Source organism: Burkholderia stagnalis (assembly GCF_039848545.1).
GTDB lineage: Bacteria > Pseudomonadota > Gammaproteobacteria > Burkholderiales > Burkholderiaceae > Burkholderia > Burkholderia stagnalis.
In genome coordinates this window covers 2139295-2164664 of record NZ_CP156686.1, presented here as the reverse complement: position 1 = coordinate 2164664, position 25370 = coordinate 2139295, and the positions used below count along the sequence as shown (strand labels likewise).

Here is a 25370-nt window from a genome sequence, read left to right as displayed (position 1 = left end):
CAAAGGAGTCGTTTCATGTCCCCTATCGAAACTTCGATCAACCCCGCGGCTGCGCCGATCGGCGACGTGCCGCCGATGCGCTGGACCGCGGTGCTGCGCGACGCGTTCCGCAAGCTCGCGCCGCAGGTGCAGTGGAAGAACCCGGTGATGTTCGTGGTCTACCTCGGCAGCATCGTCACGACGGTGCTGTGGCTGCAGGCGCTCGCGGGCAACGGCGACGCGCCGGCCGGCTTCATCTTCGCGGTGGCGTGCTGGCTGTGGTTCACGGTGCTGTTTGCGAACGCGGCCGAGGCGCTGGCCGAAGGGCGCGGCAAGGCGCAGGCCGAGGCGCTGCGCTCGTCGCGCAAGCGCGTGGTTGCGAAAGTGCTCGACGAGCCGAAGCGCTACGGCAGCACGACCCATCGCGTGCCGAGCGACGAGCTGGCCGCCGGCAGCGTCGTGCTCGTCGAGGCCGGCGACACGATTCCGGCCGACGGCGAGGTGATCGACGGCGTCGCGTCGGTCGACGAATCGGCGATCACCGGCGAATCCGCACCGGTGATCCGCGAGTCGGGCGGCGATTTCTCGTCGGTCACGGGCGGCACGCGCGTGCTGTCCGACTGGATCGTCGTGCGCATCACCGCGAACCCCGGCGAGGCGTTCCTCGACCGGATGATCGCGATGGTCGAGGGCGCGAAGCGCGGCAAGACGCCGAACGAAATCGCGCTGTCGATCCTGCTGGTCGCGCTGACGATCATTTTCCTGCTGGTGTGCGTGACGCTGCTGCCGTTCTCGACCTTCAGCGTGCTGCTCAACGGCGCGGGCTCGGCCGTGAGCCTCACCGTGCTGATCGCGCTGCTGGTGTGCCTGATTCCGACGACGATCGGCGCGCTGCTGTCGGCGATCGGCATCGCGGGCATGAGCCGCATGATGCGTGCGAACGTGCTGGCAACCTCGGGCCGCGCGATCGAGGCGGCGGGCGACGTCGACGTGCTGCTGCTCGACAAGACCGGCACGATCACGCTCGGCAACCGCGAGGCCGTGCAGTTCCGGCCCGCGCCGGGCGTCGACGAGCGCACGCTCGCGCAGGCCGCGCTGCTGTCGTCGCTCGCGGACGAGACGCCGGAAGGCCGCTCGATCGTCGCGCTCGCGAAGCAGCGCGCGGTGTCGCCGCTGCCGGACCTCGACGGGCACGTCACCGTGCCGTTCAGCGCGCGCACCCGGATGAGCGGGATCGACATCGGCGCGCGCCAGGTGCGCAAGGGCGCGGCGTCCGCGATCCGCGCGCACGTCGATAGGCTCGGCGGCGTGTTCCCGGGCGACGTCGACGCGGCCGTCAACGACATCGCGCGCCGCGGCGGCACGCCGCTCGTGGTGGCCGACGGCGGCAAGGTGCTCGGCACGATCGAGCTGAAGGACATCGTCAAGCACGGGATCAAGGCGCGCTTCGCCGAGCTGCGCAAGGTCGGCGTGAAGACCGTGATGATCACCGGCGACAACCGGCTGACCGCGGCCGCGATCGCGGCGGAGGCGGGCGTCGACGACTTCCTTGCGGAAGCGACGCCGGAAGACAAGCTGCGCCTGATCCGCGAGCACCAGGCGAAGGGCCACCTCGTCGCGATGACGGGCGACGGCACCAACGACGCGCCGGCGCTCGCGCAGGCCGACGTGGCGGTGGCGATGCACAGCGGCACGCAGGCGGCGAAGGAGGCGGCCAACATGGTCGACCTCGACAGCAGCCCGACCAAGCTGATGCAGGTGGTCGAGGTCGGCAAGCAGATGATCATGACGCGCGGCGCGCTCACGACGTTCAGCGTTGCGAACGATCTCGCGAAGTACTTCGCGATCATTCCGGCGGCGTTCGTCGCGACCTATCCGGCGCTCGGCGCGCTGAACGTGATGGGGCTGCACAGCCCGACGTCGGCGATCCTGTCGGCGGTGATCTTCAACGCGCTGATCATCGTCGCGCTGATCCCGCTCGCGCTGAAGGGCGTCAAGTACCGCGCCGAGCCCGCCGAGAAGCTGCTGTGGCGCAACCTGTTGATCTACGGCGTGGGCGGCGTCGTCGCGCCGTTCATCGGCATCAAGCTGATCGACATGCTGCTGACACCGTTCGTCTGACCGATGCGCATCCGGCCACGCGTCGCGCCCGAATCGGCGCGCGCGTGGCCGCACCGCATCCGACTTGCCGGGAGGGCGATTGAACGAGAACGCGATGCATCGACATGGGGACGACCTGAACGAGGTCGCCGAACCCGATACGGCCCGCAAGGGCCGCAGTCCCAGGCGTCCGTTAGCGCAGTTTTTGAGCGCCTGCGCGGGCGTCGTCGCGCGGATCGCCGGGGCCGAGCCCGGCAGCGGCCCGCCCGCGCACGTGCGCCGGCGGGCGTCGCCGTATGTCGCGCCGCTCGCGTGGGCGACGCTGGTCTGCGGGCTCGCGACGCTCGCGGCGAACGCGCTGCTGCGCGTGTTCGACCTGTCGAACGTGGTGATGCTGTTCCTGCTGACGGTCGTGCTCGTCGCGCTGCGCTTCGGCCGCGCGGCCGGCGCGTGGGCGGCATTCGTGTGCGTCGGCTGCTTCGACTTCTTCTTCGTCGAGCCGCGCTGGTCGTTCGCGGTGTCCGATACGCAGTACGTGTTCACGTTCGCGCTGATGCTCGCGGTGGCGCTGGCGGTAGGCCAGCTCGCGGCGCGGCTGCGCGCGGAGGCATGCGCCGCGCGCGCGAACGAGAAGCGCTCGGCGGCGCTCGCGCGGGTCGCGCGCGACCTGTCGGCGGCGATCGAGACCGAGCAGATCGCGTCGATCTGCACCGGCACGATCGGGCCGCTGCTCGGCGTGCACGTCGCGCTCGTGCTGCCCGATGCGGACGACCGGATGCCGGCCGCGCACGACGCCGGCTTCGTCGATCCGGCGGTGGCCCGCTGGGCCTACGAGCATGCGCAGCCGGCCGGCCGCTGCACGCAGGCGCACGGCGATGCGGTGGCGCAGTACATGCCGCTGAAGGCGCCGATGCGGGTGCGCGGCGTGCTCGCGCTGCACGCGGGCGCGCAGCCGCTGCCGACCGATCCGGACGACCGGCGCCTGCTGGCCGCGCTGTGCTCGTCGATCGCGATGGCGCTGGAGCGCGTGCATTACGTCGAGGTCGCGCAGCGCACGCTGGTGCGCATGGAAGGCGAGCGGTTGCGCAATGCGCTGCTGTCCGCGGTGTCGCACGACCTGAAGACGCCGTTGACCGCGATCCGCGGCCTCGCGGAAACGCTCGAGCGGCCGGAGCGGCTCGCGCCCGGGCAGCCGGCCGGGCTGGCCCGCTCGATTCGCGACCAGGCCGAGGCGCTGCACCTGCTCGTCGTGAACCTGCTCGATCTCGCGCGCATGCAGAGCGAAGGCGTGCGGCTGAACCGCGAGTGGCACATGCTCGACGAGATCGTCGGCAGCGCGCTCGCGCATTCCGCGCACGCGCTGGCCGGCCGCGACGTGAAGGCGGACCTGCCCGCCGACCTGCCGCTGATCGACGTCGACGCGCTGCTGATCGAGCGCGTGCTGATGAACCTGCTCGACAACGCCGCGAAATACGCGGGCGCCGACGCATCCGTGTCGGTGCGCGCGCGCGTGTTCGGCGAGACGATCTACGTGTTCGTCGAGGACGACGGGCCGGGCTTCGTCGTGCGCGACCCCGAGCCGCTGTTCGCGCCGTTCGAGCGCGAGCGGCAGGTGTCGTCGATCGCCGGCGTCGGGCTCGGGCTCGCGCTGTGCCGCAGCATCGTCAATGCGCACGGCGGCTCGATCCGCGCGATGCCGCTCGAACCGCACGGCGCGCGATTCGAGATCCGTCTGCCGTTGGGCGCGCCGCCCGATATCGAACACGAGAGTCATTCATGATCCGTTCACGCGTGCTGGTCGTAGAAGATGAAGCCGACATCCGGCGGTTCGTGCGGATGGCGCTGGAGCAGGAAGGAATGGATACGTGCGAGGCGTCGACGGCCCGCGAGGCGCGCATGTATGCGTCGAGCAGCAAGCCCGATCTCGTGATCGTCGACCTCGGGCTGCCCGACGACGACGGCAAGGCGTTCATCCGCGAGCTGCGCGAATGGTCGACGGTGCCCGTCATCGTGCTGTCCGCGCGGCAGCAGGAAGTGGAGAAGGTCGCGGCGCTCGACGCGGGCGCGGACGACTACCTGGCGAAGCCGTTCGGCGTGCCCGAGCTGCTCGCGCGTGCGCGTGCGCAGCTGCGCCGCGCGGCGTTCGTGTCGGCCGAGGACGGGCAGTCGTCGTCGATCGTGCGCTTCGGCGACGTGGTGGTCGATCTCGGCAAGCACGAGGTGGTGCGCGGCGGTCAGCCCGTGCACCTGACCCGGCTCGAGTTCCGCCTGCTCGCCGCGCTGATTCGCGGGCGCGGCGGCGTGATCGCCGCGCGGCAACTGCTGGCCGAGGTGTGGGGCATCCACGATGCGGACCGCGCGCACTACGTGCGGGTCTACATGACGAACCTGCGGCAGAAGCTCGAACAGGTGCCGGCCGCGCCGCGGCACCTGCTGACCGAGCTGCAGTTCGGCTACCGGCTGGTCGGGCTCGAGGCCGTCGGCGCGAAGCGCGGGGAGGGGGAGGGCTGAGGGCTGATGTGAGGGCGTGCTGGCGTCGTCCCCGGTCTAGACAAGCGATCTGTCACCATCGGCGCGGCGGCCTCGCGCCGGCTCGTGCGCGTTTAGCTCGATGTCATCCATATGTAATTGAAATTCAAGGAATTTTCGTCCGTGAAAAACAATCTCCCGACAATTAGAGATAAACACGGATTGCTGACGGAAGCGAAAAAACGGCAAAGTTGTATGTACAACTTGAGCGACCGATCGGATGGCGCGCAGGTTGGGCGGGCGGGTGCCCGTCGTCTTCCCGACATCACAGGAACGCCATGAAGAAACTCGCGCTCAGTATTGCCCTTGCCTGCATCGCGGTCGGTGCCCACGCCAAGGATTGGTCGACGATCCGCTTCGGCGTCGACGCCAGCTATCCGCCGTTCGAATCGAAGGGCGTCGACGGCAAGGTGGCCGGCTTCGACGTCGACCTCGGCAATGAAATCTGCGCGCGCCTGAAGGCGAAGTGCGTATGGATCGAGAACGACTTCGACGGGATGATCCCGGCGCTGAAGGCGAAGAAGTTCGACGGCGTGCTGTCGTCGATGTCGATGACGGCGCAGCGCGCGGAACAGATCGCGTTCTCCGACAAGCTGTTCAAAACACCGACGCGCCTCGTCGCGAAGAAGGGCGCGACGGTGCTGCCGACGGCCGACGCGCTGAAGGGCAAGTCGGTGGGCGTCGAGCAGGGCACGATCCAGGAGACTTACGCGAAGGCCTACTGGGCGCCGAAAGGCGTGCAGGTCGTGCCTTACCAGAACCAGGACGGCGTGTATGCGGATCTCGTGTCGGGCCGCCTCGATGCCGCGCTGCAGGACGCGGTGCAGGCCGACGTCGGCTTCCTGAAGACGCTGCGCGGCGCGGGCTTCCAGTTCGCCGGCGGCGACATCGACGATCCGAAGACGCTCGGCAACGGCGCCGGCATCGGCCTGCGCAAGGAAGACGCCGACCTGAAGGCGAAGATCAACCAGGCGATCGCCGACATGCTGAAGGACGGCACCTACAAGAAGATCGAGAAGAAGTACTTCACGTTCGACGTCTACGGCGGCTAATCGCATGGCGGCGCGCCCGGCTCCGGCCGCGGCGCGCCGCACGCCTTTCTGGAGTGGAGACGCTCACATGTTTTTCCATGGATTTGGCCCGCTGCTGTGGGCCGGTACGGTCGAGACCGTGAAGCTCGCGGTGCTGTCGCTGGCCGCGTCGCTCGTGCTGGGGCTCGCCGGCGCGGCCGCGAAGCTGTCGGCGAACCGTGTGCTCGCATCGGTCGGCACGTTCTATACGACGCTGATTCGCGCGGTGCCCGACCTCGTGCTGATGCTGCTGCTGTTCTACGGGATGCAGATCCTGCTGAACGACGTGACCGACGTGCTCGGCTGGGACCAGATCGACATCGACCCGTTCGCGGCCGGCGTCGTGACGCTCGGCTTCATCTACGGCGCGTATTTCACCGAGACGTTCCGCGGCGCGTTCCTGTCGGTGCCGCGCGGCCAGCTCGAAGCGGGCTTCGCATACGGGATGAGCGGCTGGCGCGTGTTCCACCGCATCCTGTTCCCGCAGATGATGCGCTTCGCGCTGCCGGGCATCGGCAACAACTGGCAGGTGCTCGTGAAGGCCACCGCGCTGGTGTCGATCATCGGCCTGGCGGACGTCGTGAAGGCGTCGCAGGATGCGGGCAAGAGCACGCTGAATTTCTTTTTCTTCACGCTGGCGGCGGGTGCGATCTACCTCGCGATCACGACGGTGTCGAACGTCGTGCTGCACCACCTCGAGAAGCGTTATTCGGTCGGCGTCCGGAGGCTTGCACTGTGATCGAGATCCTCAGCCAGTACTGGCAAAGCTACCTCTACACCGACGGCTACCGCTTCAGCGGGCTTGCGATCACGCTGTGGCTGCTGGTCGTGTCGATCGCGCTCGGCTTCGTGCTCGCGGTGCCGCTCGCGATCGCGCGCGCGTCGAGCAATCGCTGGGTGTCGGGGGCCGTGTGGTTATACACGTACGTGTTTCGCGGCACGCCGCTCTATGTGCAGCTGCTGATGTGCTACACGGGCATCTACAGCCTGCAGGTCGTGCACGATCACGTGCTGCTCGACAGCTTCTTCCGCGATGCGATGAACTGCACGCTGCTCGCGTTCACGCTGAACGAGTGCGCGTATGCGACGGAGATTTTCGCGGGCGCGATCAAGTCGACCGCGGCGGGCGAGGTCGAGGCCGGGCTCGCCTACGGGATGTCGCGTTTCAAGCTGTACACGCGGATCATCCTGCCGTCCGCGCTGCGCCGCTCGCTGCCGAGCTACAGCAACGAAGTGATCCTGATGCTGCACGCGACCACGCTCGCGTTCACCGCGACCGTGCCCGACATCCTGAAGGTCACGCGCGACGTGAACTCGGCCACGTACATGTCGTTCCAGGCATACGGGATCGCGGCGGTGATGTACGCGGTGGTCGTCTTCGCGCTCATCTGGGCGTTCCGCAAGCTCGAGGCGCGCTGGCTCGCATTCCTGTCGCCCCGCGGTCATTAACGCATTCACGCATTCGCGCATTCGTAAGGAAACACAAGCATGTACAAGCTCATCGTCGAGGACCTGCACAAGAAGTTCGGTGACAACGAAGTGCTGAAGGGCGTCTCGATGCAGGCGAAGGCCGGCGACGTGATCAGCATCATCGGGTCGAGCGGCTCGGGCAAGAGCACGTTCCTGCGCTGCATCAATTTTCTCGAGCAGCCGTGCTCGGGGCAGATCACGATCGGCAGCGAGGCGATCCAGACCACGCGCGACAAGCACGGCGCGCTGCGCGTGGCCGACCAGAAGCAGCTGCAGCGCATGCGCACGAAGCTCGCGATGGTGTTCCAGCACTTCAACCTGTGGGCGCACATGACGGTGCTGGAGAACGTGATCGAGGCGCCGATGGCGGTGCTCGGGCTCGGCAAGGACGAGGCCGTGTCGCGTGCGCGCAAGTATCTGGAGAAGGTCGGGCTGCCGGCGCGGGTCGAGGGGATGTATCCGTCGCACCTGTCGGGCGGGCAGCAGCAGCGCGTCGCGATCGCGCGGGCGCTGGCGATGGAGCCGGAAGTGATGCTGTTCGACGAGCCGACGTCGGCGCTCGACCCCGAGCTCGTCGGCGAGGTGCTGAAGGTGATGCAGAAGCTCGCCGAGGAAGGCCGCACGATGGTCGTCGTCACGCACGAGATGGGGTTTGCGCGCAACGTGTCGAATCACGTGATCTTCCTGCATCAGGGGCGGATCGAGGAGCAGGGGCAGCCGCAGGAGATTCTCGTCAACCCGAAGAGCGAGCGGTTGGGGCAGTTTTTGTCGGGGCGGTTGAAGTAGCGCAGGCGGTCGCGCGGCGGATGCGTCGTTGTTCCCCGCCGCGCTATAATCCGCGCCATGAAACTCCTCCGGACCTTCATCCTCCTGCTGCTTTGCGCGGTGCTGCCCATCAGCGGGCTGGCTGCGAGCGGCTTGACCGGAGAATGTCCGATGCAGCATTCGATGTCCGGGGCGGGCGACGCGGCGATGTCCGTCGACATGCCCGGCTGCGAGTCGATGAAGTCGACATCGACGTCGCCTGACAAGGCGAAAGCCAAGGGCACGCTCTGCAAGGCGACGGCCCAATGCCAGTTCGGCAGCCTCTACCATCCGGCCCCGCGGGCCGACATCAGCCGCCCGGCCACGTTCGCCGGCCCGGTCGTGTTCCACTACACCCAGTCTCTGCCGAACCGCGACCCGAACGGGTTGTGGCGACCTCCGCGTCTCAGCTGATCCCAATCTGACAGGTTTACCGCGCTCGCGGTGAGGTTCGTCCTATGCCAGGACGTGGAATCCCTTTGGGATTTCGCCGTTGGGGTTAGATCATGCCAATCATGTCTGGCACGCCGCTGCGCCGGCGTGCCCGTTGGCGCGCGCGCACGCTGTGCGCGGCGCTCCTTGTCGCGGGCGTCGCACATGCCGAGCCCGCGCCTTTCACGCTCGACGCGGCATTGCAGTCCGCGACCGACCGTTCCACGTCGATGGAGGCCGCCCAGGCTTCCGTGCGCGCCAGCTCCGAAGCGGCCGTCAAGGCCGGCCGCTTGCCCGACCCGATGCTCAAGGCGGGCATCGACAACCTGCCGGTCAACGGCCCGCAGCGCTTCACCGTCGGCCAGGATTTCATGACGATGCGCCGTATCGGCATCGAGCAGGAATGGGTGTCGGGCGACAAGCGGCGATTGCGTTCAGCGCTCGCCAGCGAACGGGTCGGCCGCGAGCGTGCCGGCTATCTGATGCAGCTCGCGACCGTGCGCCAGCAAACCGCATCGGCGTGGCTGAACGCCGTCTATGCGAAGAAGGCGCTCGCATTGCAGCAGGCGCTGCTCGATCACATGACGCACGAGCTCGCCGCCACGCAGGCGTCGTATCGCGGCGCGCGGGCCAGCGCCGCCGACGTGGTGCAGGCGCGGGCCATGCTCGCGCAGGCGCAGGACCAGCTGCTGAAAGCGCAGCAGACCTACCGGACCGCGCTGATCGGCCTGTCGCGATGGACGGCCGTGCCCGTCGCCGACGTGGCCGGCGAACCGCCCGCGCCCGAATCCTATGTGCCGTCGCTGCCGCCGGATGAACTGCGGGCGGCGCAGCCGACGCTCGCGGCCGCCGCGGACGATATCGCGGTGGCGGAAGCCGATGCGGCGGTGGCCGACAGCGAGCGCCGCCCGAACTGGACGTGGGAGATCGCGTACCAGCAGCGGGGCGGCGCGTATTCGAACATGGTGTCGGTGGGCGTCACGATCCCGTTGCCGCTCGATCGCAAGAACCGCCAGAACCGCGACGTCGCCGAGAAAACCGAACTCGCGACCCGCGCGCGCCTGCTGTACGAGGACACGCTGCGGCAGGTTCAGGCCGACATCCGCACGCAGGCCGCGACGCTCGCGAGCGGCCGCGAGCGCATCGCGCAGCTGAGCACGACGCTGCTGCCGGCCGCCGACCAGCGCGTGCAGCTCGCGAACGCCGCCTACCGGGCCGGCACCGGCTCGCTCGCGGATACCTTCGCCGCGCGGCGCGCGCAACTGGAGGCGCAGCAGCAGGTGCTCGACCTCCGGCGCGACGTGTCGCAGACATGGGCCCAGCTCGAATACCAGGTCGTGCCGTCGACGATGGCCGCCGTCCAGTGAAGGAGAACACGATGATCAAGCAACCCCTGGCGCGCGTCGTCATGACGGTGTTCGCCGGCGCGGCGCTGCTCGGCGCGGGCTATGCCGTGGGCGTTCGCCACGCGTCTTCCGATGCGACGACGACACCGAACGCCACCGCCATGCCCGGCGACAACGTCGATCCGAAGACGGGGCGCAAGGTGCTGTACTGGCACGACCCGATGGTGCCGAACCAGCATTTCGACAAGCCGGGCAAGTCGCCTTTCATGAACATGCAACTGGAGCCCGTCTATGCGGATGACGGCGGCGGCGCCTCCGGCATCAAGATCGACCCGGGTCTTCAGCAGAACCTCGGCATTCGCTATGCGACCGTGCGCCGGCAGGACACGGCGAGCGGATTCGATGCCGTCGGCACCACGCAGTTCGACGAGTCGCGTGCCGACGTCGTACAGTCGCGCGTGACCGGCTATATCGACCGGCTGTATGCAAGCGCACCGATGCAACGCGTCGCGAAGGGCGCGCCGATCGCGTCGCTGTTCGTTCCGGAATGGCTCGCGCCGCAGGAGGAATACCTCGCGCTCAAGCGTGGCGGCATGGACAGTGGCCTGCTCGACGCGTCGCGCGCGCGGATGCGCGCACTGTCGATCCCCGACGGCATGATCGCTGCGCTGGACCGCACCGGCAACGCGCAAACGCACATCGTGCTGACGGCGCCGGAAGCGGGCGTCGTCAGCGAACTGAACGTCCGGAATGGCGCGATGGTCGCGCCCGGGCAGACGCTCGCGAAAATCTCGGGCCTGTCGACGCTCTGGCTCATCGTCGAGATTCCGGAAGCGCTCGCGCTGAACGCGAAACCCGGCATGACGGTCGACGCGACGTTCTCGGGCGACCCGACGCAGCATTTCATCGGGCGAATCCGCGAGATCCTGCCGGGTATCAGCACCACGAGCCGCACGCTTCAGGCGCGCCTGGAGATCGACAACGCCGCGCTCAAGCTGACGCCCGGCATGCTGATGCGCGTGCGCGTCGGCGGACAGAAGGCCGTGTCGCGGCTGCTGGTGCCGTCCGAGGCGGTCATCACGACCGGCAAGCGCTCGGTCGTCATCGTGAAGAACGGCGACGGTCGCCTTCAGCCGGCATCGGTGACGGTCGGCAACGACGTCGGCAACGAAACCGAAGTGCTGAGCGGGCTGAACGACGGTGACACGGTTGTTGCATCCGGCCAGTTCCTGATCGATTCCGAAGCGAGCCTGAAGTCGGTGCTGCCGAGGCTGGCAGGCGGCATGGGGGCGAGCGCAACCGAGACGGCATCCGCATCCGCTTCGCAGACCTACGAAACCACCGGCAAGGTCGAGAAAGTGACTACCGCGGACATCACGTTCTCGCATCAGCCGGTCCCGGCACTCGGTTGGGGCGCGATGACGATGACGTTCAACAAGCCGGCACCCAACGCTTTCCCGGACGTGAAGTCAGGACAGACGGTTCACTTCGTATTCAAGCAAACGGACGACGGCTACCAGCTGACGAAGGTCGAACCGAGCGGAGGCGCCCAATGATCGCGCGCGTCATTCGCTGGTCGATTCGCAACCGCTTCCTCGTGCTGCTCGCGACGCTGCTGGTGACGGCATGGGGCATCCATTCGCTGAAGCAAACGCCGCTCGATGCGTTGCCGGACCTGTCGGATACCCAGGTGATCATCAAGGCGTCGTATCCGGGCAAGGCGCCGCAGGTGATCGAGGATCAGGTGACCTACCCGCTGACGACGACCCTGCTCGGCGTGCCCGGCGCAAAAACCGTGCGCGCGTATTCGTCGTTCGGCGATGCGTTCGTCTACGTGCTGTTCGACGACCGCACCGACCCGTACTGGGCGCGCTCGCGCGTGCTCGAATACCTGAACCAGGTGCAGAGCCGCCTGCCGCAGGGCGCGACGGTGTCGCTCGGGCCCGATGCGACCGGGGTTGGCTGGGTCTACGAGTACGCGCTCGTCGACCGCACGGGCCAACACGATCTCGGCCAGCTGCGCGCGCTGAACGACTGGTTCCTGAAGTTCGAGCTGAAGGCGGTGCCCGACGTCGCCGAGGTCGCGAGCCTCGGCGGCATGGTGCGCCAGTATCAGGTCGTGCTCGACCCGGACCGGCTGCGCGCATACGGCATCACGCAGGCCGCGGTGGCCGATGCGCTCGGCAAGGCGAACCAGGCATCCGGCGGCTCGGTCGTCGAGCTTGCCGAGTCGGAGTACATGGTGCGTTCGTCCGGCTATCTGCGCTCGCTCGACGATTTCCGCCACGTCGTGCTGCGCACGAACGACGCCGGCACGCCGGTGCTGCTCGGCGATGTCGCGCGCGTGCAGATCGGGCCGGAGATGCGGCGCGGCATTGCGGAGCTGAACGGCCAGGGAGAAGTCGCGGGCGGCGTGATCGTGATGCGCTCGGGCAAGAACGCGCTGACCACCATCGACGCGGTGAAGGCGAAGCTGGCCGATCTCGGACGGTCGCTGCCGCCCGGTGTCGAGGTCGTCACGACCTACGATCGATCGCAGCTGATCGAGCGCGCGGTGGGCAACCTGAAGGACAAGCTCGTCGAGGAGTTCGTCATCGTCGGGCTCGTCTGCGCGGTGTTCCTGTTTCACCTGCGCAGCGCGTTCGTCGCGATCCTGTCGTTGCCGCTCGGCGTGCTCGCCGCGTTCATCGTGATGCGCTATCAGGGCGTGAATGCGAACCTGATGTCGCTCGGCGGCATCGCGATCGCGATCGGCGCGATGATTGATGCGGCGATCGTGATGATCGAGAACGCGCACAAGCACCTGGAAGCGTTCGCGCATCGGTTTCCCGACACACGGATGACCGCCGCGCAGCGCTGGGAACTCATCGCGACGTCGGCCGCCGAGGTGGGGCCGGCATTGTTCTTCTCGCTGCTGATCATCACGCTGTCGTTCGTGCCGGTGTTCTCGCTGGAAGGGCAGGAAGGCAAGCTGTTCTCGCCGCTCGCGTTCACGAAGACCTACACGATCGCGGCGGCGGCCGGGTTGTCGGTCACGCTCGTGCCGGTGCTGATGGGCTACCTGATCCGCGGCCGGATTCCACACGAGCACGCCAATCCGATCAACCGCGTGCTGATCCGGCTGTACCGGCCGTTGCTGGACGCGACGCTGCGCCGGCCGTGGTTCGCCATCGGCGTCGCCGTCGTCGCACTGGTGCTGACTGCGGTGCCGATCGCGCGTCTCGGCGGTGAATTCATGCCGCCGCTCGACGAAGGCGACCTGCTGTACATGCCGACCGCGCTGCCGGGCATCTCGGCGGCGAAGGCGAGCGAGCTGCTGCAGCAGACCGATCGCCTCATCCAGACGGTGCCCGAAGTCGCGACCGTGTTCGGCAAGTCGGGGCGGGCCGATACGGCGACCGATCCCGCGCCGCTCGAGATGTTCGAGACGACCATTCGCTTCAAGCCGCGCGATCGATGGCGGCCGGGCATGACGCCCGAGAAGCTGATCGACGAACTCAATCGCACGGTGAAGGTGCCGGGGCTCTCGAACGTGTGGGTGCCGCCGATCCGCAACCGGCTCGACATGCTGTCGACGGGCATCAAGACGCCGGTCGGGGTCAAGATTTCCGGGCCGGACCTGACGCAGATCGACCGCATCGCGACCCAGGTCGAAGCGGCCGTGAAGCGCGTGCCGGGCGTGACGTCGGCGCTCGCGGAGCGGCTGAACGGCGGCCGCTACATCGACGTCGACATCGACCGCCTCGCCGCGGCGCGCTACGGGCTGGCCGTTGCGGACATCCAGTCGGTGGTGTCGTCGGCGATCGGCGGCGAGAACGTCGGCGAGGTGATTGCCGGCCGCGAACGCTTTCCGATCAACCTGCGCTATCCGCGCGAGATACGCGACTCGCTCGAGAAGCTGCGTGCGCTGCCGATCGTCACCGAGCGCGGCGCGCAGCTCCGGCTCGGCGACGTCGCGAACGTGACGATCGCCGACGGCCCGCCGATGATCCGCAGCGAGAACGCCCGGCTGTCCGGTTACGTGTACGTCGATATCCGCAACACCGACCTGCGCTCGGCGGTCGACGCGATGCAGCGGGCCGTGGCGCGGGAGGTCCGCCTGCCGCCCGGTTATGCGATCGCGTGGTCGGGGCAGTTCGAGTACCTGGAGCGGGCGGAGGCCAAGCTGCGAACGGTGATTCCCGTGACGCTCGCCGTGATCTTCGTGCTGCTGTTCCTGACCTTCGGCTCGGCCGCGGACGCGTTGCTGCTGATGTCGACGGTGCCGTTCGCGCTGGTCGGCGGCTTCTGGCTGATCTGGCTGCTGGGCCATGCGGTGTCCGTCGCGACGTCGGTCGGCTTCATCGCGCTTGCCGGCGTGGCGGCCGAATTCGGCGTCGTGATGCTGCTGTACCTGAAGGGCGCGCTCGATCGGCGGCTCGCGAGCGGCGAACCGCTCACCGAGGCGCTGCTGCTCGACGCGATCCGCGAAGGCGCGGTGCTGCGCGTGCGGCCGAAGGCGATGACGGTTGCCGTCGTGCTGGCCGGCCTCATGCCGATCATGGTCGGGCACGGCGCCGGCTCGGAGGTGATGCAGCGCATCGCGGCGCCGATGGTCGGCGGGATGGTGACGGCGCCGCTGCTGTCGATGTTCGTGATTCCCGCCGCGTGGTTCCTGTTGCAGCGACGTCGTGCGGTGCATGCCGACGCCGCCCGTTTTACCGATGCAGTTCCCGCCGGCACGCAGGTGCCGGTTCAACCTACTGGAGAAACTCAATGAAGAAACTGATCGTGGTATCCGTCGCGTTGGCTTGCGTGCTGGCAGCGCCGGCATTCGCCGGCAATGACATGGCCGGCATGGACATGTCGTCGAAGCCGTCCGCGATGAAAGCGGCGCCGGCGCATGCGCTGACCGACGCCGAAGTGCGCAAGGTCGATCCCGCGACCGGCATGATCACGCTGAAACACGGCGCGCTCGACAACGTCGGCATGCCCGCGATGACGATGGCGTTCAAGGCGAAGGACGCAGCGATGGTCCGGCAGGTGAAGGAAGGCGACAAGGTCAGGGTGCGGGTCGAGGAAGTGGGCGGCACGATGACGATCGTGAGGCTGGAGAAGCGCGCGGGGTGAGGTGGTGATGGCAGGCGCGCGGGGTGCGCCTGCATGCTTGTTTCAAATCGTCCCTCACCCTATACTCGCCGAGCTCGCGCTGGGATCAAACACTTGTTGCGCTCTCGCTCATGCGACAGACCTCAAGTGCCCAGACGCCAAAGAAATGAAAGGCCGCCTCGCGCGGCCTTTTGCTATTCCGGGCCATCCAGCCGTTTGTTTTTCGCGGATAGTCATCAAATCGCGCCATCAAGTCGACAACGCCCCCGTCGCCTCCGCACTGCCCGCCGCTCGCGCATCGAGCAGCGCTCGCAGCGTCACAAACTGCGTGCCCACCGCATCGCCTTTCGCATCCACCGTACGATCGTATGGCTCGTTGTCGTGGATCGTCGCGCGTACGAGCGGATAGATCTGCGTTTCCCAGCGATTGCCGTTGAATACCCCATAGTGCCCGACGCCCGTCTGCACATGATGCGTCTTCAGATACGACGGCAGCCCCGAACACAGCTCCTGCGCGGCAACGGTCTGGCCGACCGCGCAGATATCGTCCTTCTCCCCTTCGACCGTCAGCAGCGCCGTGCGATGAATCGCGGCCGGCTCGACGAGCCGCCCGCTCACCGTCAGTTCGCCGCGCGCGAGCGCGTACTGCTGGAACACCTTCTCGACGGTTTCCAGATAGAACTCCGCGGTGAGATCGGCCGTCGCGAAGTATTCGTCGTAGAAGTGCCGCAGCGCATCGGCTTTCGCGGGGTCGCCCTTCGCGCGCTCGTAATACAGGTCGGAAAACGACGACGCATGCCGCTCCGGATTCATCGACATGAACGCGCCCACCTGCACGAAGCCCGGATACACGCGCCGCTGCGCGCCCGGAAAACCCGGCGGCACGACGCTGATCAAATGCCGCGCGAACCAGTCGATCGAGTGGCTCGTCGCGAGCATGTTGACCTTGGTCGGATTGACGCGGCAATCGATCGGGCCCGCCATCAGCGTCAGGCTCGCGGGCTGGGCCGGATCACCGCCGGCGGCCATCAGCGCGACCGCCGCGAGCGCGGCGACGGTCGGCTGGCAGATCGCCAGCACGTGCGCATCGGGGCCGATATGGCGGATGAAATCGATCACGTGCTCGACGTATTCGTCGAAACCGAAGCGCCCGGCCCGCAGCGGAATGTCGCGCGGGTTGTGCCAGTCGGTGATGTAGACGTCGTGCTCGGCGAGCATCGTGCGCACCGTGCCGCGCAGCAGCGTCGCGAAATGCCCGGACATCGGCGCGACGATCAGCACGCGCGGCTGCCGCGCGACCGGCTTCGTCTTGCGAAAGTGCAGCAGCGTGCCGAACGGCGTGCCGGCCGCCGCGTGCTCGACCACCGGCACCGTGTCGCCGTCCACGACAACCGCGTCGATGCCGAACGGCGGGCGGCGATGCGAGAACGCGCAGCATTCGAGCAGTTCGCACAACGCATCGAGCATGCGGCCCGGTGGCGTGGACGTCGCGGGCGGCCACATCGACATCGACAGGCGCGTGCACGAAGCCCACGCACGCGCCGGGCGCGTGCATTCGGCCATCCACTGATAAAACGGGTACGCAAGCAAATTCATGGTTTCGCGCCTCGCGGTGCGTTGAGCGAGGCAAGCCGTGTGCCAGTTGGCGGCTGGCACGCGCGTTGCACGCTGCACGGGGCGAGACGGCGTGTGCAGCAGCCTGCCCGCGGACAGCCGCGTGCGGTGCGACGCAATACGTTTCAGCGGTGCAACGCGCGGCGGCGCTGCGCCGGGCCGGCGCATGCACCGCACAGCAATGGTGCGGCGCATGCGGTGCGGTGGACGTTTTCGGTGCACGTGCACCACAGGCAACCTCAGGGGGCGATATGAATTCCGCAGACGAAACCACGCTGACGATCAGCAGCCGGAACTACTCGTCGTGGTCGATGCGCGGCTGGCTGCTCGCGAAGCTGAGCGGCCTGCCGTTCGACACGGTGATGGTGCCGATCGACGCCGCGTCGCGCGCCGAGCTGCTGCTGCTGTCGCCGTCGATTCTCGTGCCGTGCCTCACGCACGAGGGCAGCAAGGTATGGGACACGCTGGCGATCGCGGAGTACCTGAACGAGATCCGGCCCGACGCGCGGCTGCTGCCGCAGGCGCGGCACGCGCGCGCCCATTGCCGCTCGATCTGCGGCGAGATGCATTCGGGCTTCAGCGCGCTGCGTTCCGCGCTGCCGATGAACCTGCGCGCGCACTTCCCGAACTTCCGCATCTGGTCGCGCGCGCAGCACGACATCGAGCGGATCGTGACGATCTGGCGCGAATGCTTCGCACAATATGGCGGGCCCTGGCTGTTCGGCGAGATCGGCGTGGCCGACGCGATGTATGCGCCGGTCGTCATGCGCTTCCTGACCTACGACGTGAAGCTCGAACCCGATATCGCCGAGTACTGCATGCGCGTGCTCGCGCAACCGTTCGTCGCGGAGTGGATCGACGCGGCGAAGGCGGAGCAGGAGGATATCGACGAACTCGACATGGAGTTCTGAGCGAACGCATGCAGGCAGCGGATGCAAGCACGCCATGCATGTCGCATCGATCATGTTTCATGGGTGCAACGTCGCGTTCAAATATCGAATGAATGGCGTCTGCTCAGGATGCGCTTAAATCGGAGGAATCGAACACGCCACGCACACTCCCGTCACAGCGGCCCTCGCACGCGAAAGGGGTAAATCCCGCGAGTGCTGTGCCGATAAAGCAGATCCAGTGACTGGGAGTGAAACAGTGAAGCCGTTTGTCATCTTTCTTGTCGCAGCCGCGCTGACCGGCTGCGCCCAACTTCAAAGCGGCCGCCCGGACGTGAATGCGCGCAACGACGCATCGTCCGCGTCGACGGCGCTCGTCGATTTCGTCATCCCCGCCGATGCGCTCGGTGCGCGCGACCCGCAACTGACCGCCGTGCTCGCGAAAGTCGGCGCGCTGGCGGCCAGACAATCGCAACCGATGACGATTCGCGTGGCCGCGCTGCCGCAGGATTTCGGCTACCTGAACCAGTCGATCCGGCGCGGCATGCCGTCGCAGCGCGTCGCGTCGGTGCGCGTCGAGAACGTCGCGGCCGGCAGTTGCAAGCCGTACAGCGTTCAGCTCGGCCCGACGCAGTGATGGGAGATCTCGCGATGCTACGACTGTCGATCTTCTGTTCGGCCCTGCTCGCATGCGGCGCGGCCTTCGCGGCTCAGCCGGCCGACGGCGCGCCGTCCATGGCGGCTGCGTCCAACCAGGTGTTTCCGCCGCTGCCGCCGTTTGCGTCGCTGCCGCCGGGCGCGGGCGGCGACGACGACGTGCCCGCGCCGGCCGCCGGCGTGCGCCACGGGAAGAAGCTCCGCCATGCGCCGCCCGCGAAGAAAGCGCCGGCGGAATTCCAGGTGCGCATGGTCGTGACCGACGCGTCGCGCGCGGCGCTGGCCGCCGTCGACAAGAAGCTCGACGAGGCGCTCGACAAGAGTGCGCGTGAACGCCGCCCGGCCGGGAATGGCGCGGCCGCGCTGGCGATGTCGCAATGAAGCGGCTCGATCGAATCAAGGGGCATGCGATGAAGAACGTCCTGGCGGCATCGATGCGGTTCGGCTGGATGGAATGGCTGCTGTTCGCAATGCTGCTCGCCGCAGCCGTCGTGACGCCCGCGCATGCGGCCGATGCCAAACCCGACGACGCGTGCTTCGAGCACGCGGCCGGCTACCAGGGCGTCAACCCGCAAATCCTGCGGGCGATCGCGTGGTACGAATCGAAGGGCAACCCCGGCGCCGTGCATCGCAATGCGGACGGCAGCATCGACGTCGGCCAGACCCAGATCAACTCGGTGCACTTCGGCGAGCTGCGCCGCTACGGCGTGCCGCCGGGCGCGCTGCGCGATGCGTGCGTGAACATCTACGTCGCCGCGTGGATGCTGAAACGCAAGATGGTCCGCTACGGAAACACGTGGCAGGCGATCGGCGCGTATCACTCGGAAACGCCGCACCTGCGGGACGAATACGCACGCAACATCCATGCGGTGCTCGTGTCGTGGGGCGTGCGCGAGTGAGCGGCGGAAGGCCACGTGTGAACACGTGGCTGAAGGCATTTCGTAACTTGACGTTCGATTCACGAGTCAACCCGACCGATGCGTGCATTGCGCCGCGACGTCTCGTTTTCCCCGATGAACCGCGCGCCATCTGCCGCGCAAACGATACATATCAAGCTTCGGCCACGGCCGCGCTGCGCGCCGTTAAAGAACCGTGTTTCCGATGTCGTAAACGGAAGCACGGGGAACGGCTGTCGACCCACGTCCGAAACGTGCGGCGCAGTCGAACAAGTAAGTCAGCGCTGCAGGGGGAACATCGTGAATCGTCAACAGTCGTGGTCGCGCACAGCGGCACCCGGCGAAGTCATCTATTCGGAAGGGTTCGGGGGAGAGGCGGTCATCTATCTGATCGCGGACGGCAAGGTCGAACTGTCGGCCCGCTGCGACGACAAGAAAGTCGTCGTCGCGACCCTCGGCCGCGGGGAGTTTTTCGGCGAGTCGGCGCTGCTCGCCTCCGAGCCGCGCGGCCATACCGCGAAGGCGCTCAGCTTCTGCCAGCTCACGGTCGTGCCGGCGAGCATGCTCGACGAGGAAATCGAGCGCGTGTCGGCGCTGCTGCGCCACATCGTGCGAACCCTCGTGCGCCGCGTGAAGCGCAAGGACGATCTGCTCGCCACCTACACGCATGCCGATTTCCTGCCGGGCGTGCTCTCCTATGCACACGTGCTCGCGCTGATGGCCGGCGGCGAGCGGCGCGGCGGCGACGACGCATGGGCGCGCCGGCCGATGCAGATGCAGGCCGAGCAGGCGGCGGTGCCGCTCGCCGACGTCATCAAGAAGTGCCGCGCGATCGCCGGCCATTCGCGTCCGCACGTGATGGCGATGCTGCGCCGCATGGAGAAGCTCAATCTCGTCACGATCGAGGCCGCGCAGGGCGAGCAGCTCGGCGGCGCGTCAAGCGACTACGCGGCGTCCGCCGATGCGCGCCAGGTCGTCACGTTCGACGCCGCGCGCATCACCGATCGCGCGCAGCAGGTCGCGGATCACGAGCTCGACCTGTCGATCAACAGCGAACTCGAGCTGATCGAGCTTGCCGATCTGGAATCGCTGATCGGCGTCGAGAAGAAGCTGCTGCTCAGCAAGCTGTCGCATGGCGAGATCGCGGAGGACGTGTTCGCGTTCCGCAAGTCGAAGGTGCTCAGCTACGTCGAGCAGAAGGGCGTCGCGTACTTCTCGCGGCGCACCGTGCGGCGCGGCGAGATCGCCGCGCTCGAGGATCTGGCGTGGGTCGACCAGCGCACGCTGTTCGAGGTCGTCAGCGCGTTCGATACGTACGACCTCGCGAAGCTGATCGCGAGCACGGACGACCTGTCGGTGGTCGACCGGCTGTTCTCGGTGATGACCGAGACGCGGCGCAACGAGGTGTCGTGGGTCACGCGCCGCGATCTCAAGCTCGACCCGGTGGAAGTCGGCGATATCGAGCAGCGTTTGCTGGACGCGGTGCGCGCGCTGAAGGCGCCGGCCGCGGCGGCCGTGCCGGTGCCGGATTCCGCGGCTTGAGCGCAAGCGTCGCGACGACGCACTGACGACGATGCCGGCTGCCGAACGCGCGCAGCCGGCCGGAGAAAGACATGGATCTGTTGACGCTGTTCGGTGTGGTATTCGGTGGCGCGGCCATCGTGTTCGGCTTTTCGCTCGAAGGGGGGCATTTCTCGACGCTGTTCCAGTTCGAGGCGCTGGTGATCGTGCTGGGCGGCACGCTCGGCGCGGTGATGATCCAGAACACGTGGGCGCGGTTCTTCGATGCGGTGAAGCAGTTGCGGCTCGCGTTCGTGCAGGCGCGGCAGGTCGACCGGCAGAGCCTGTCCGACCTGCTCGAGTGGGGCGATCGCGCGAAGCTGAACGGCTTGCTGGCGTTCGAATCGATGGATGTCAGCGGCATTCACCCGTTTGCGCGGCGCGGGCTGGAACTGCTGGCGAACGGCGTGTCGACGGCCGTGCTGGAGGATGCGCTGCAGCGCGAGCTCGATGCGTACGAGCGCAGCCACATGGCGGCCGCGCGCGTGTGGCAACAGGCGGGCGGCTATGCGCCGACGTTCGGCATCCTCGGGTCGGTGATGGGGCTGATCCAGGTGACGAGCCATATTCTCGAACCCGCGCAGCTCGGGCCGGGGATCGCGCTTGCGTTCGTCGCGACGCTGTACGGGCTCGCGCTGGCGAACCTCGTGTTCCTGCCGCTGTACGGGAAGCTGCGCGCGCAGCTGGAGAGCGAATTGCGGTTTCGCAAGCTGTATCTCGACGGCTTGCTCGCGATCTCGCGCAAGGAGTCGCCGCATACGATCGAGACGCGCCTGACCGGCGACGTGCGCGGCCGCGCGGCCGAATCGCTGGCATGACGCCGCGGATAACGAACACGGGTTCCAGGCTATGCACGCGCAATCTGGCAGCAGGCGACCGGCGAGGGATGCCGCCGAACACGACGACGACGGCGACGGCGCGCAGTCCGGCCGCTGGCTGATTTCCTACGCGGATCTCGTCACCACGCTGATGGTGCTGTTTCTCGCGCTGTACGTGTTGCAGCTCGCGAAGTACAACGCGCTCGATGTGCGGTATCAGGCGCTGTCGCAGCAGGCGGCGGGGAAAGGGAAGGCGGGCGCCGCACAGGAGCAGGCCGCGCAGGCGTGGGCGTCTCTGCTGAAATCGTTGAAGGAGCAGGGGCAGGTGACGGTCGTGAACGCCGCGCATGGCGTGGAGATCGGCATCAACGCGAAGATCCTGTTCAATGTCGGGGATGCGCGGTTGCTGCCGGATGCGTCCGATGTGCTGGCGCGCATCGCGGGCGTGTTGAAGACGCATCCGGCGAGCAATATCCTCGTCGAAGGGCATACGGATAGCGTGCCGATCGCGACGGCGAAATACGAATCGAACTGGGAGCTGTCGTCGGCGCGGGCGGGGGCGGTCGTGCGGTATCTGGTCGAGCGGGGTGTCGAGTCGCATCGGCTGGCCGCGATCGGCAGGGCGGACAACCTGCCGCTGGTGGTCGGCGACGATGCCGCGGCGCGGGCGGCGAATCGGCGGGTGACGATACTCGTGCAGTATTGATGTGCAGGGAATTCCGCGCTGAAATGCGGTGATGAAGGACGGGCAGGGGGCGTCGATGAAAGTCGTGTTGTCCCGCAAAGGATTCGATTCGCAGTTCGGCGGCATGCCCAGCCCGATATTGCCGGATGGCCGTCTTGTCTCGTTGCCGATTCCGAGCGAGCGCGACGACGCCACGCTGGCGGATCTGGATTTCGCGGATGCAACGCTCGATCGGTTGATATCGGACGTGTCGGCCGGCAAGCATGGGCCGCAACGGCGTGTCCATTTCGATCCGGACCTGGGCGGAAGGCGCGGCGCCAACCTCGCGAACTGGCGCCCGGCGCTCGGGCAGACGGGTGCCGCGCAAAGCCATCTGCGCCGGCGCGGTGTTGCGGCGGGCGATGTGTTCCTGTTTTTCGGCTGGTTCCGGCTGACCGGGTATGTCGGCGGCACATGGCGCTACGTGCCGCGTGCGCCCGATCTGCACGTGCTGTTCGGATGGCTGGAAATCGATGAGGTCTGGCCGATCGTGACGCAGCGCGACGACGCGCTGCGGCGGCATCCATGGATCGCCGCGCATCCGCATGTCGTCGCACCGGACCGGTACACCGATCCGCGCAATACGCTCTATGTCGCGCGCGAGCGATCGGCGTATACGCAAACGAAGGCCGCGGGCGGCGGCCGATTTCCGTTGATGCACTCCGAACTGCAACTGACGTGCCCCGGGCAGCCGCGCAGCATCTGGCTATTGCCGCGCTGGTTCGCGCCCGATGGGCGCGAGCCGATGAGCTACCACGCGAATGCGAACCGATGGGCGATTCGGGAGGACGGGGTCATGCTCCGATCGGTTGCCAAGGGGCAGGAGTTCGTCATCGACGGCGCGCTTTATCCGGAGCTCGAGCCGTGGATGGCGGGGCTGATAAGGAGGCATGCATGAAGCTGCTCAAGTACGTCATGACAAGCGACTCGGGACTTGCGCCGAATCCCTATTTCGGCGTGTGTTCACTGGCGCTGTGTACGCCGAATCACATGAACGCCAAACTGAAGCCGGGGGACTGGATCGTCGGGCATTCGTGCAAGGCGACGGGACATCGCCTCGCTATCTGACTGCAATCGATCCGGAACCTGTGTGGCTCGATGGGGGCGCGGACGAGGATCCTGCTCGTACCGTGGTGTCGCGATGCACGCGTCGCGTGGCACGACCGCGCGGCAGCAAGCGAGGCTGCTGAGCGGGCAACGTGGAGGGTCACGGGCGCCTGCAGGCGACCACGATCCGCGCGGGCGGGATATTCGCCCAGACGACGGACGTCCCCGCGGTCACGAGGCCAGCGTGTCCGATCGCATGGCGTCCTGGCGGCCGGAGGTCGTAGGTGAACTGGATCATCACGCCATGCCCGGATAGCAGCTGGTGACATTGATCGACGATCGCGATCACGTCGCGCTGCGGCAGCGAGCGCAGCGGCAGGCATGAAACGATGGCGTCGATTTGCGCATCGTGCGGCAACAGCTTCGCGAGCCGTGTCGCGTCACCTTCCACGATCGCGACGCCGGGAAAACGGACCCGCAAATGTCGCACGAAAGCGGGAGAGCGCTCGATCACGATGAGGCGCTCCCGCGCGACGCCCTGGTCAAGCAGTGCTTGGGTCACCGCTCCCGTTCCACCGCCAAGCTCGATCACCAGTCCGTCTCCGGCCGGGACCGCACTGGCCAATCGGCTCGCGAGTTGGGGTGAACTCGGGCAGAGCGCGCCGACGGTGGCGGGGCGGCCGAGCCACTCGCGCAGGAACAGCGCAGGGATGCGGAAGGCGTTTGGCCAGATCATTGAGCCCCCTTGATCTGTCGTGCCGTCACACGGACCATCGCGGGTTGGGCACCCGGATCCTCGTATCGAGCCCGTGCCGAAAGAACCGGACTGGCAAGCGTGAGCGCAATGATCGTCTTTTTCATCGAAATCCTCGGAGATGAACAGGTCGAGCTGCGATGGCGACAGAACGGATTGTAGGAAACGAAGACTTAAGAGCAGGTGAAGGCTTCCGTGGAGGGGGCAATCATCTGCACTTTGGCGCAAGCGCCGCGTTAGCAAGTCGATCGATATCCCGGACGTGCTGGGATAGTGCGCCCGGACTCGATTCAGGGCAATGCGGGGAGATGCCGGGAGATCGGCGAGGTGGGCGACAGCGCGGAACGGATATTTGTGTGTTTTGACCCGAGTTCGGCTCAAGGGCCGCTTGCGGCTGCCGAGATAGCGTCGCTTGCCGATGACGGCGAAAGGGAAAATCCGGAAGTTCGAACTGAGCGCGCGATCGATTCGGAAGTTGACGAGTCGATCGCGCGCGACGTTCGGGCGCGCTGGGTTGCGCACGCCCGGGGGCTTCAGATGCGTTGGCTGTCTCGCACCGGGGTGTCGCCGTTAACCGCGCGTGTCGACCCAGTTGCGTGCCCAGCGTGACGAGTGCTGCAGCGCCTGTTCTTCGCTCGTGAAGTAATCGAGCGAATAGAACCGGTAGCGGCCTTCGGCACACGTGCTGCCGGTGCGTTCGAGCAGCAGGTTGGATGAATAACTACCGTCGGGCAAACGATGCGCCGAGGGTTGGACGGCATAGCCGTTGTATTGATGAATTTGTTTGTTTTGCATTTTAATTTTAATGATGTACGAGTGCGTGCGCGCCGTGCGAAACGTGCACGGGTGCGCCGATTCAAAGCCATTGCGAGCCGAATCCGAAGCAGTCGGAAAGCGAAAAAAAGGGGCGCTGCAGCCAGGGGGAGAGTGAAACGCAACGAGGCGTGTGGCGCTTGGCAAGCTGCTGAATGAACGGATGCAGCTAAGAGCGATCGCGCCAACTTTGGGAGACAACGCTCCGCGAGGGTGTCGCTGCAACCCGGCCTCCGTCGCGGGACGGCCGGGCCCTTCAAACGTTACAGCGGCGTGATGTTGGCCGCTTGCAGACCCTTCGGGCCTTGCTTCGTTTCGAAGCTCACCTTCTGATTTTCAGCCAGCGTCTTGAAGCCGTCGGCCCTGATTTCGGAGAAGTGCGCGAACAGGTCGTCGCCGCCCTTGTCCGGGGTGATGAAGCCAAAGCCTTTGCTGTCGTTGAACCACTTGACGGTACCGGTATCCATGAAGAATCCTTGATGAAAAAAATAGGAAATTTGCTCTGTTGAAGAGCGCGTGAAGCGTCAAGGAGGGAGAGGACAACGAATACCGCTGAGAGGCGAGCAATTGATGAACAGCAATCGAACTTCTTGAACTTCGGGTGACACACTAACCGCCGGGGCGTGTCGGCGTCAATCGTTATCTTGTAACTGTTTCACCAGACGGTCGGTTTTGAGGATGAAGCGATCCGGCCATGCCTGGCTGCGCGCCTTGCCTGGCATGGCGCGCAGGTTAGGCAGAGCCTTGAGCGGTCGTGGCGCTGAACGACCTGTGGCAGCCGG

Annotated in this window: 25 protein-coding genes; 21 read left to right on the top strand and 4 right to left on the bottom strand. The window is 66.9% G+C overall.

Translation table 11 applies throughout. From position 1 onward, the window contains the following. Positions 1-75: 75 nt before the first annotated feature. The 12 genes from kdpB (at position 76) to ABFO07_RS26305 (ending at position 14839) form a co-directional block, all read left to right on the top strand. On the top strand, positions 76-2100 hold the full coding sequence (gene kdpB / locus ABFO07_RS26360; RefSeq protein ID WP_059884529.1) for a potassium-transporting ATPase subunit KdpB: 2025 nt from the start codon (positions 76-78) through the stop codon (positions 2098-2100). Positions 2101-2194: 94 nt separating this feature from the next. Beyond that, on the top strand, positions 2195-3859 hold the full coding sequence (locus tag ABFO07_RS26355) for a DUF4118 domain-containing protein (protein ID WP_260427116.1): 1665 nt from the start codon (positions 2195-2197) through the stop codon (positions 3857-3859). Further along, complete coding sequence (locus ABFO07_RS26350) at positions 3856-4590, top strand: response regulator (protein ID WP_060148251.1); 735 nt, start codon at positions 3856-3858, stop codon at positions 4588-4590. The genes ABFO07_RS26355 and ABFO07_RS26350 overlap by 4 nt, the downstream gene beginning before the upstream one ends. Before the next feature lie 296 nt (positions 4591-4886). Continuing rightward, complete coding sequence (locus tag ABFO07_RS26345; RefSeq protein WP_347468835.1) at positions 4887-5660, top strand: ABC transporter substrate-binding protein; 774 nt, start codon at positions 4887-4889, stop codon at positions 5658-5660. 67 nt (positions 5661-5727) lie between these two features. Continuing rightward, positions 5728-6417: an ABC transporter permease gene (locus tag ABFO07_RS26340; protein ID WP_059884443.1), complete on the top strand. Its 690-nt coding sequence runs from the start codon at positions 5728-5730 to the stop codon at positions 6415-6417. Then, positions 6414-7127, top strand: a complete 714-nt coding sequence (locus ABFO07_RS26335) for an ABC transporter permease (RefSeq protein ID WP_059563303.1) — start codon at positions 6414-6416, stop codon at positions 7125-7127. The genes ABFO07_RS26340 and ABFO07_RS26335 overlap by 4 nt, the downstream gene beginning before the upstream one ends. A 39-nt stretch (positions 7128-7166) precedes the next feature. Beyond that, positions 7167-7934 (top strand): ABC transporter ATP-binding protein, encoded by a 768-nt coding sequence (locus tag ABFO07_RS26330; RefSeq protein WP_347468834.1) that lies wholly within the window; start codon positions 7167-7169, stop codon positions 7932-7934. A 57-nt stretch (positions 7935-7991) separates the two neighbouring features. Further along, positions 7992-8366 (top strand): hypothetical protein, encoded by a 375-nt coding sequence (locus ABFO07_RS26325; RefSeq protein WP_347468832.1) that lies wholly within the window; start codon positions 7992-7994, stop codon positions 8364-8366. Positions 8367-8458: 92 nt separating this feature from the next. After that, positions 8459-9751 carry a TolC family protein gene (locus ABFO07_RS26320; RefSeq protein WP_347468830.1) on the top strand — a complete coding sequence of 431 codons (1293 nt, stop codon included), beginning with the start codon at positions 8459-8461 and terminating at the stop codon, positions 9749-9751. An 11-nt stretch (positions 9752-9762) separates the two neighbouring features. Beyond that, entirely contained in the window at positions 9763-11286 is a 1524-nt protein-coding gene (locus ABFO07_RS26315) for an efflux RND transporter periplasmic adaptor subunit (protein WP_347468828.1), read from the top strand. Beyond that, entirely contained in the window at positions 11283-14489 is a 3207-nt protein-coding gene (locus ABFO07_RS26310; protein ID WP_347468826.1) for an efflux RND transporter permease subunit, read from the top strand. Before ABFO07_RS26315 ends, ABFO07_RS26310 begins: the two co-directional genes overlap by 4 nt. Further along, positions 14486-14839, top strand: a complete 354-nt coding sequence (locus tag ABFO07_RS26305) for a copper-binding protein (RefSeq protein ID WP_059807440.1) — start codon at positions 14486-14488, stop codon at positions 14837-14839. Before ABFO07_RS26310 ends, ABFO07_RS26305 begins: the two co-directional genes overlap by 4 nt. Positions 14840-15067: 228 nt before the next feature. On the opposite strand, the gene ABFO07_RS26300 is transcribed toward ABFO07_RS26305, so the two are convergent. Further along, positions 15068-16414, bottom strand: a complete 1347-nt coding sequence (locus ABFO07_RS26300; protein WP_347468825.1) for a polyhydroxyalkanoate depolymerase — start codon at positions 16412-16414, stop codon at positions 15068-15070. A gap of 269 nt (positions 16415-16683) precedes the next feature. Here ABFO07_RS26300 and ABFO07_RS26295 point away from each other — a divergent pair, with 269 nt between their 5' ends. From ABFO07_RS26295 to ABFO07_RS26255, 9 genes are all read left to right on the top strand, one after another. After that, on the top strand, positions 16684-17343 hold the full coding sequence (locus ABFO07_RS26295) for a glutathione S-transferase family protein (protein WP_347468824.1): 660 nt from the start codon (positions 16684-16686) through the stop codon (positions 17341-17343). 235 nt (positions 17344-17578) lie between these two features. Next, positions 17579-17956: a hypothetical protein gene (locus tag ABFO07_RS26290; protein ID WP_059563298.1), complete on the top strand. Its 378-nt coding sequence runs from the start codon at positions 17579-17581 to the stop codon at positions 17954-17956. 14 nt (positions 17957-17970) lie between these two features. Continuing rightward, complete coding sequence (locus tag ABFO07_RS26285) at positions 17971-18357, top strand: hypothetical protein (RefSeq protein ID WP_059907212.1); 387 nt, start codon at positions 17971-17973, stop codon at positions 18355-18357. A gap of 29 nt (positions 18358-18386) precedes the next feature. Beyond that, positions 18387-18875, top strand: a complete 489-nt coding sequence (locus ABFO07_RS26280; RefSeq protein WP_059802746.1) for a lytic transglycosylase domain-containing protein — start codon at positions 18387-18389, stop codon at positions 18873-18875. Between the two features lie 297 nt (positions 18876-19172). Then, positions 19173-20414, top strand: coding sequence for a Crp/Fnr family transcriptional regulator (locus ABFO07_RS26275; protein ID WP_347468822.1), 1242 nt, complete (start codon positions 19173-19175; stop codon positions 20412-20414). Positions 20415-20485: 71 nt separating this feature from the next. Next, positions 20486-21250: a flagellar motor protein gene (locus ABFO07_RS26270; protein ID WP_059802732.1), complete on the top strand. Its 765-nt coding sequence runs from the start codon at positions 20486-20488 to the stop codon at positions 21248-21250. A 31-nt stretch (positions 21251-21281) separates the two neighbouring features. Next, the gene (locus tag ABFO07_RS26265) at positions 21282-21956 is read left to right on the top strand and encodes an OmpA/MotB family protein (protein WP_059985820.1); all 675 of its coding nucleotides are present in this window, start codon (positions 21282-21284) and stop codon (positions 21954-21956) included. Positions 21957-22011: 55 nt separating this feature from the next. After that, a complete protein-coding gene (locus ABFO07_RS26260) occupies positions 22012-22872 on the top strand; it encodes a hypothetical protein (RefSeq protein WP_347468821.1) in 861 nt (286 codons plus the stop codon). Then, positions 22869-23042, top strand: a complete 174-nt coding sequence (locus ABFO07_RS26255) for a hypothetical protein (RefSeq protein WP_155628852.1) — start codon at positions 22869-22871, stop codon at positions 23040-23042. The genes ABFO07_RS26260 and ABFO07_RS26255 overlap by 4 nt, the downstream gene beginning before the upstream one ends. A 139-nt stretch (positions 23043-23181) precedes the next feature. Here the strand turns inward: ABFO07_RS26255 and ABFO07_RS26250 are convergent, their stop codons facing one another. The 3 genes from ABFO07_RS26250 to ABFO07_RS26240 form a co-directional block, all read right to left on the bottom strand. Next, positions 23182-23757, bottom strand: a complete 576-nt coding sequence (locus ABFO07_RS26250; protein ID WP_059884432.1) for a class I SAM-dependent methyltransferase — start codon at positions 23755-23757, stop codon at positions 23182-23184. A 588-nt stretch (positions 23758-24345) separates the two neighbouring features. Then, the gene (locus ABFO07_RS26245; protein WP_059563293.1) at positions 24346-24570 is read right to left on the bottom strand and encodes a hypothetical protein; all 225 of its coding nucleotides are present in this window, start codon (positions 24568-24570) and stop codon (positions 24346-24348) included. A gap of 281 nt (positions 24571-24851) precedes the next feature. Next, positions 24852-25055 carry a cold-shock protein gene (locus tag ABFO07_RS26240; protein ID WP_059563292.1) on the bottom strand — a complete coding sequence of 68 codons (204 nt, stop codon included), beginning with the start codon at positions 25053-25055 and terminating at the stop codon, positions 24852-24854. Positions 25056-25370: the final 315 nt, after the last annotated feature.

Coding starts and splice junctions, on each gene's coding strand:
- kdpB (WP_059884529.1), top strand. CDS start 76: ATGCGCTGGACCGCGGTGCTGCGCGACGCGTTCCGCAAGCTCGCGCCG.
- ABFO07_RS26355 (WP_260427116.1), top strand. CDS start 2,195: ATGCATCGACATGGGGACGACCTGAACGAGGTCGCCGAACCCGATACG.
- ABFO07_RS26350 (WP_060148251.1), top strand. CDS start 3,856: ATGATCCGTTCACGCGTGCTGGTCGTAGAAGATGAAGCCGACATCCGG.
- ABFO07_RS26345 (WP_347468835.1), top strand. CDS start 4,887: ATGAAGAAACTCGCGCTCAGTATTGCCCTTGCCTGCATCGCGGTCGGT.
- ABFO07_RS26340 (WP_059884443.1), top strand. CDS start 5,728: ATGTTTTTCCATGGATTTGGCCCGCTGCTGTGGGCCGGTACGGTCGAG.
- ABFO07_RS26330 (WP_347468834.1), top strand. CDS start 7,167: ATGTACAAGCTCATCGTCGAGGACCTGCACAAGAAGTTCGGTGACAAC.
- ABFO07_RS26325 (WP_347468832.1), top strand. CDS start 7,992: ATGAAACTCCTCCGGACCTTCATCCTCCTGCTGCTTTGCGCGGTGCTG.
- ABFO07_RS26320 (WP_347468830.1), top strand. CDS start 8,459: ATGCCAATCATGTCTGGCACGCCGCTGCGCCGGCGTGCCCGTTGGCGC.
- ABFO07_RS26315 (WP_347468828.1), top strand. CDS start 9,763: ATGATCAAGCAACCCCTGGCGCGCGTCGTCATGACGGTGTTCGCCGGC.
- ABFO07_RS26310 (WP_347468826.1), top strand. CDS start 11,283: ATGATCGCGCGCGTCATTCGCTGGTCGATTCGCAACCGCTTCCTCGTG.
- ABFO07_RS26305 (WP_059807440.1), top strand. CDS start 14,486: ATGAAGAAACTGATCGTGGTATCCGTCGCGTTGGCTTGCGTGCTGGCA.
- ABFO07_RS26300 (WP_347468825.1), bottom strand. CDS start 16,414: ATGAATTTGCTTGCGTACCCGTTTTATCAGTGGATGGCCGAATGCACG.
- ABFO07_RS26295 (WP_347468824.1), top strand. CDS start 16,684: ATGAATTCCGCAGACGAAACCACGCTGACGATCAGCAGCCGGAACTAC.
- ABFO07_RS26285 (WP_059907212.1), top strand. CDS start 17,971: ATGCTACGACTGTCGATCTTCTGTTCGGCCCTGCTCGCATGCGGCGCG.
- ABFO07_RS26280 (WP_059802746.1), top strand. CDS start 18,387: ATGAAGAACGTCCTGGCGGCATCGATGCGGTTCGGCTGGATGGAATGG.
- ABFO07_RS26270 (WP_059802732.1), top strand. CDS start 20,486: ATGGATCTGTTGACGCTGTTCGGTGTGGTATTCGGTGGCGCGGCCATC.
- ABFO07_RS26265 (WP_059985820.1), top strand. CDS start 21,282: ATGCACGCGCAATCTGGCAGCAGGCGACCGGCGAGGGATGCCGCCGAA.
- ABFO07_RS26260 (WP_347468821.1), top strand. CDS start 22,012: ATGAAAGTCGTGTTGTCCCGCAAAGGATTCGATTCGCAGTTCGGCGGC.
- ABFO07_RS26255 (WP_155628852.1), top strand. CDS start 22,869: ATGAAGCTGCTCAAGTACGTCATGACAAGCGACTCGGGACTTGCGCCG.
- ABFO07_RS26250 (WP_059884432.1), bottom strand. CDS start 23,757: ATGATCTGGCCAAACGCCTTCCGCATCCCTGCGCTGTTCCTGCGCGAG.
- ABFO07_RS26245 (WP_059563293.1), bottom strand. CDS start 24,570: ATGCAAAACAAACAAATTCATCAATACAACGGCTATGCCGTCCAACCC.
- ABFO07_RS26240 (WP_059563292.1), bottom strand. CDS start 25,055: ATGGATACCGGTACCGTCAAGTGGTTCAACGACAGCAAAGGCTTTGGC.